The 1,868-nt window shown below is 63.2% G+C and carries 1 protein-coding gene; it reads left to right on the top strand.

Translation table 11 applies throughout. The features are described from left to right. Positions 1-1,868: putative Ig domain-containing protein (locus QQJ96_RS04530; RefSeq protein WP_284330772.1), on the top strand; the 1,868-nt coding region annotated here is incomplete at both ends.

Below are 1,868 nucleotides of genomic sequence, written 5' to 3'. Positions count from 1 at the left end.
GCTGGCCACCTGGTGGTGGACGAATCCACCGTGACGGGCGGCACGGCTAACACCTTGACGCATAACTGGGTGGATTTGGGCGGCAACATGGTCCAGCAGCGCATGCCCAGCACCAACACCGCCAGCGGCGTCACCGCCGGCACGCAAGTCACCTACGCTTATGACCGCTGGGGCAACGTCACGTCCAAGACCGACGCCAACGGCAATACCACCGCCTACTACTATGACAGCCAGAACCAGGTCACCGTCGAAACCGAGGCCAGCGTCCTGGTGGCCTCGGCGACGGGTGGTGACAGCTGGGTCAATCCGTCCAAGGAGTGGTACTACAACGTTGCCGGCGAATTGATGGGCGTCACGGACGAGAACGGCAATACCTCGTGGTACGCGTATGACGCGGTCGGGAACAAGACGATTACGCAGGACAACCTCGGGGCCCGCACTTACACCGCCTACGATGCCCTTGGTCGCGCCGTCGCCAGCCAAACGCCGCCGGTGCAAACGGCTGCCGGTACGCAGGCCAACATCACCTTTACCAACTACGACAACCTCAACCAGATCATCGGTCAGGGCTACTTTAAGGTCACGGTCAATAGTGCTGGCGCGACAGTGCTCGCACCCGTTATGCAGAGTACCTACGCGCTCAACGCCAATGGCGATCGCCTGCAGTCCACCGATGCGCTCGGCAACACCATCACCTACACCTACGACAGCCAGCACCGTGTGCTGACCAGCACCACGCCGCTCAACGAAACCACCACCTACGTCTACGACGTCAACGGCAACTTGATCCATCAGACGGATGCGGACGGCAACACGCAAAGCTGGACGTACAACTACTTCAAGCAGGTGCAGACGCACATCGACGAAAGCAATGCGACCTACACCTACACCTATGACGCCAACTCGGGCCTCCTGACCAAGGAAACCAGCAACTGGGCGCCGAGCGGTCCCAGCGCCACGACGACCTCCACGCTGACATTCGGTTACGAAGCCAATGGCGCACTCGCCAGCTTGACCGAAGCGGTCACCAGCGGTAGCAGCACGGTCACCTCGACCTATGGCTTTGGTTACGACACCAACGGCAATGAAACGCTGGAGACCATCAGCACCCAGGACGGTGGTGGCACGGCGGTCAGCTCGCAGATCGTGATTGGCTACGACAGCCATAACCGGCTACAGGAAGTGACCGACGAAAACACGGCGGGTGCTTCACCGGTGGCCACCATGCGCAGCGTGTATGTGTATGACGCTGACGGTAATCGCCGTGGGGTGTTCACGCGCAGCGCCTATGACGCCAACGGCGTGGCCGCCACACCGATTCCGCTGGGCGGTGGTGGTCCGGTGTTGGGCACGGCCTTGGTTGCGCAATCGGTGGCGCCCGGCGCCACACCGCTGAGCTACACCGTGGCGGGTAGTTTCACCGATCCGCTCGGCATGGGGCTGACCTTTACCGCCACCGGCCTACCCAGCTGGCTGAGCTTCAACGCCAGCACTGGCACCTTCACCGGCGCCCCGCCGGTGCCCACCCCGGCCGGCAGCAGCACCGTCACCGTGACCGCCACGGACGTACTGGGACGCAGCGTCAGCAGCACGTTCACGGTGACCGTGCCGACGGTGTTGCCGGTGTTTACGGCGGGCGCCACCAACCAGACCGTGGCCTACAACAGCCCCTTCAGCTTTACCGAACCGGGCGCCACCAGTGCCAATGGACTCACGCCGCAGTATTCGGCCAGCTATTGGAACGGGTCGGCCTGGGTGGCGTTGCCGTCGTGGCTGTCCTTCAACGCCAGCACCTTGACCTTCAGCGGGACGCCCCCGGTGGGCAGTGCGGGCACCTATTCCCTGACGGTGTCGTCGTGGGTGCCTGG

This window comes from Dyella flagellata, from assembly GCF_030160275.1.
Taxonomy (GTDB): domain Bacteria; phylum Pseudomonadota; class Gammaproteobacteria; order Xanthomonadales; family Rhodanobacteraceae; genus Dyella_B; species Dyella_B flagellata.
This window is presented reverse-complemented; position numbering and strand designations above follow the sequence as displayed.